General features: G+C 60.8%; 3 protein-coding genes. All 3 read left to right on the forward strand.

The window, feature by feature from the left end; all coding sequences use genetic code 11:
• Positions 1–112: 112 nt before the first annotated feature.
• Positions 113–289: a hypothetical protein gene (locus tag EJA70_RS30830; RefSeq protein ID WP_008083838.1), complete on the forward strand. Its 177-nt coding sequence runs from the start codon at positions 113–115 to the stop codon at positions 287–289.
• Between the two features lie 75 nt (positions 290–364).
• Positions 365–2,518 carry a mechanosensitive ion channel family protein gene (locus tag EJA70_RS11680; RefSeq protein WP_158830848.1) on the forward strand — a complete coding sequence of 718 codons (2,154 nt, stop codon included), beginning with the start codon at positions 365–367 and terminating at the stop codon, positions 2,516–2,518.
• 65 nt (positions 2,519–2,583) lie between these two features.
• Positions 2,584–3,909 carry an amidohydrolase gene (locus EJA70_RS11685; RefSeq protein WP_158830849.1) on the forward strand — a complete coding sequence of 442 codons (1,326 nt, stop codon included), beginning with the start codon at positions 2,584–2,586 and terminating at the stop codon, positions 3,907–3,909.
• Positions 3,910–4,230 lie beyond the last annotated feature (321 nt).

Genomic DNA, 4,230 nt, shown 5'->3' on the forward strand with positions numbered 1-4,230 from the left:
AGGCTGCGATCTTTTGATGTTGTTTTTAAGATCAAAAGATCGCAGCCTGCGGCAGCTCCTACAGGGGTAAAGCCACTAGACTTACATCATTCATTTCGACAAGGCAGTCTCCATGATCTCGATGTCTTCGTTTCACGCCATGCTCGTCCCGATCCTCACCGGGATGATCCTGCTGGCAGTCGGCTTCAACTTCCGTGACAAGAACGCTGGTGTCTTCGCCATGTGGATCGGCATGCTGATGATCCTCGCCACCGTGATCTACAAGATCCTCGCCAAACTCAACGAATAATCGGCGACGGCTCGCATTGATTGGGTGGGCCTCGTACACTCCAGCGAATCCGCCCCTTGCGAGGTTGACCGCCTAGTGTTTGCTCGTCTTTTTGCTTTGCCCAGCCTGTTCCTCGTCTGCCTGATGACGCTGCTGCCGCTGGCGCCCGCCCACGCGGTCGGCCTGCCGGGCCTACTCAACACCAACAAAGCCCAGCCCGAAGCGCAAGAACCCCTCGGCCAGTCCCTCGACGAAGTCATCAAGTCGCTGGAAAACGACAAGCAACGCGCACAGTTGCTGACCGACCTGAAGAAGCTGCGCGACGCCACCAAAAAAGCTCAGGCCAACCCGGAAGAAGGCGTGCTCGGCCTGATCGGCGGCACCCTCGCCAGCTTTGAAAAACAATTCACCGGCGCCGACAGCCCGCTCAACCGCTGGGGCAACGAGTTCGACCTGGCCAAGGACGAACTCAGCGGCATGATGTTGCCGGCCAACGAATGGCTGCCAATCATCTTCGGTTTCGCAATGATCCTGATGGTCTGGAGCTTGCTCGCCGCCGCGCTGATCTGGCTCGGGCATCGGGTGCGCATGCGCTTCGGCCTCACCGAAGAACTGCCGCAACATCCCAGAGCGCTCGACATGCTGCGCTTCGCTTTGCGCAAACTCGGGCCGTGGCTGATCGCGTTGGTGATGACGGTCTACATGAGCTACGCGTTGCCGTCTTCACTGGGCAAAAGCCTGGCGATGGTGCTGGCGTATGCGCTGGTGGTCGGCACCTGTTTCTCGGCGATCTGCGTGATTGCCTTTTCCCTGCTCGACGGCCCGCACCGCCATCGCGCGTTGTACATCCTTCGTCATCAGGCGTTCCGGCCCCTTTGGCTGATCGGCAGCTTCGCCGCGTTCGGTGAAGCCCTGAATGATCCGCGCCTGATCGAAAGCCTCGGCGTGCATCTGGCCCACACCGCCGCAACCGTCGCCAATGTGCTGGCGGCACTGTCGACCGGATTGTTCATCCTGCGTTTCCGCCGACCGATTGCCCACCTGATCCGCAACCAACCGTTGTCGCGACGCCTGACTCGCCGCGCCCTCAGCGACACCATCGAAATCCTCGGGACCTTCTGGTACGTGCCGGCGCTGGTGCTGGTCGGTATTTCGCTGTTCGCCACGTTCGTTTCCGCTGGCGACACCAGCACAGCCTTGCGCCAGTCACTGATCTGCACCGTGCTGCTGGTGATGTGCATGGTCATCAACGGCCTCGTCCGCCGCCATTCGCTGAAGCCGCAACGCGGACCGAAACGCCACGCGCTCTACTCCGAACGCCTGAAGAGCTTCTTCTACACCCTCGCGCACCTGGTGGTGTGGCTGGTCTTCATCGAGCTCGGCCTGCGCGTGTGGGGCCAGTCGCTGATCGGTTTCGCCGAAGGTGAAGGGCATGACGTCAGCGTCAAACTGTTCAGCCTGATCGGCACACTGATTTTCTCCTGGCTGATCTGGATCCTCGCCGACACCGCCGTGCATCACGCCCTCACCCGCTCGCGCAAAGGCCTGGCCAACGCCCGCGCGCAAACGATGATGCCGCTGATTCGCAACGTGCTGTTCGTGGCGATCTTCATCATCGCGCTGATCGTCGCGCTGGCGAACATGGGCATGAACGTCACGCCACTGCTGGCTGGTGCCGGTGTGATCGGTCTGGCCATCGGTTTCGGTGCGCAGTCGCTGGTCGCCGACTTGATCACGGGTTTGTTCATCATCATCGAAGACTCGCTGGCAATTGATGACTACGTCGACGTCGGCGGCCACCTCGGCACCGTCGAAGGCCTGACCATCCGCACGGTGCGCCTGCGCGACATCGACGGCATCGTCCACACCATCCCGTTCAGCGAAATCAAAAGCATCAAGAACTACTCCCGCGAATTCGGCTACGCGATCTTCCGCGTCGCGGTGCCGTACAACATGGAAATCGACGACGCGATCAAACTGATGCGCGAAGTCGGCCAGAAGATGCGCACCGACCCGCTGCAACGACGCAACATCTGGTCGCCGCTGGAGATTCAGGGTGTCGAAAGTTTCGAGTCCGGCAGCGCGATTCTGCGCGCCCGCTTCAAGACCGCGCCGATCAAACAGTGGGAAGTGTCCCGCGCCTTCAACCTCTCGCTCAAACGCCATCTCGACGAGGCCGGACTCGATCTGGCAACACCGCGCATGAGCGTGCAAGTGATCACTGCCGGTGGCGGCCAGCCGAAGGAATAGCACTCACGCGCGCGGTTGCAGTCACAGGCAGGGAAGCCCGAACAACAACAATCAAGGAGAACCCGATGCCACTGACGCGCATTGCCCAAGCCGTTCTACTCACACTGTTCGCCAGCCACGCCAGCGGCGCGACGCTGGAAAGCACTCGCACCACAATCGCCGAACAGGCGCAAAAGCTCGAACCGGAACTGCTGGAAACCCGCCGCGACATCCACGCTCATCCGGAACTCGGCAACACTGAAAAACGCACCGCCGAACTGGTCGCCAAACAGCTCAAAGCCATGGGCCTGGACGTCAAAACCGGCGTCGCCCGCACCGGCGTGGTCGCCGTCCTCAAAGGCGCCCTGCCCGGCCCGACCGTGGCCCTGCGCGCCGACATGGACGCGCTGCCGGTCAAAGAAGTCTCCGACCTGCCTTTCGCCTCGAAAGCCAAAGGCACCTACCTCGACAAAGAAGTCGACGTGATGCACGCCTGCGGTCATGACGCCCACACCGCGATCCTGCTGAGCACGGCGAAAATTCTCTCGGGCATGCGCGACACATTACCCGGCACCGTGGTGTTCTACTTCCAGCCCGCCGAAGAAGGCCCGAGCGACTTCATCCCCGACGGCAAAAACACCTGGGGCGCAAAAATGATGGTCGAGGAAGGCGTGATGAAATCCCCCAAACCCGACGCGGTATTCGGCCTGCACGTCTGGGCCGGCATCCCCGCCGGCCAGATCGCCTACCGCCCAGGCCCAACGCTGGCCAGCTCCGACGACCTGCGCATCAAAATCCTCGGCAAACAAACCCACGCCGGCCGCCCCTGGGACGGCATCGACCCGATCACCGTCGGCGCGCAAACCATCGTCGGCCTGCAAACCGTGGTCAGCCGCCGCACCGACATCTCCTCTTATCCTTCAGTGGTCAGCATCGGCACCATCAACGGCGGCACCCGCTACAACATCATCCCCGAATCGGTCGACATGAGCGGAACGATCCGCTCCTACGACTACGGCATCCGCCAGAAACTGCACGCCGACGTCCGCCAGACCATCGAAAAAATCGCCGAGAGCGGTGGTGCGAAAGCGGACGTCACCATCATCGAAAAATACGACCCGACGATCAACAACCCAGCCCTGACAGAAAAAATGCTGCCGACATTGAAGTGGGCAGCCAAGGACGACGTGGTGAATGCACCGCTGGTGGGGGGCGCGGAAGACTTTTCGTTCTATGCCAAGGAAGTGCCAGGGTTGTTTGTGTTTCTCGGCGTGACGCCACGCGATCAAGACATGAGCAAAGCCGAACCGAATCATAATCCGGGGTTCTTTGTGGATGAGTCGGCGCTGGTGGTCGGCGTTCGCACCCTGGCCTCACTGGCAACAGACTACCTCTACACCAACGCCCACTGACCTGTAGGAGCTGCCGAGTGCAACGAGGCTGCGATCTTTTGATCTGGGCATTTGAGCGTTCGCCAGAATTAACATCAAAAGATCGCAGCCTTCGGCAGCTCCTACATTTGAATCGAGTTCATCAGCCAGAAACAGGTCGGCTGGCAGGCCGCCATCGCTGGCAAGCCAGCTCCCACAAGGATTAAGTCCAACCGGTAAACCTATATCGCTTCTGCTCCTCACCACTCAACACAATGAGCGCAAGCTCGAGTACCGCTCTTGATCTTGCCGTGCCGGCCCCTTCGGCAGGCTGAGTGGAGGGGTCTATCCGGGGGTAGGCGC

Source organism: Pseudomonas sp. PB103, from assembly GCF_009764635.1.
GTDB lineage: Bacteria > Pseudomonadota > Gammaproteobacteria > Pseudomonadales > Pseudomonadaceae > Aquipseudomonas.

Coding starts and splice junctions, on each gene's coding strand:
- EJA70_RS11685 (WP_158830849.1), top strand. CDS start 2,584: ATGCCACTGACGCGCATTGCCCAAGCCGTTCTACTCACACTGTTCGCC.
- EJA70_RS30830 (WP_008083838.1), top strand. CDS start 113: ATGATCTCGATGTCTTCGTTTCACGCCATGCTCGTCCCGATCCTCACC.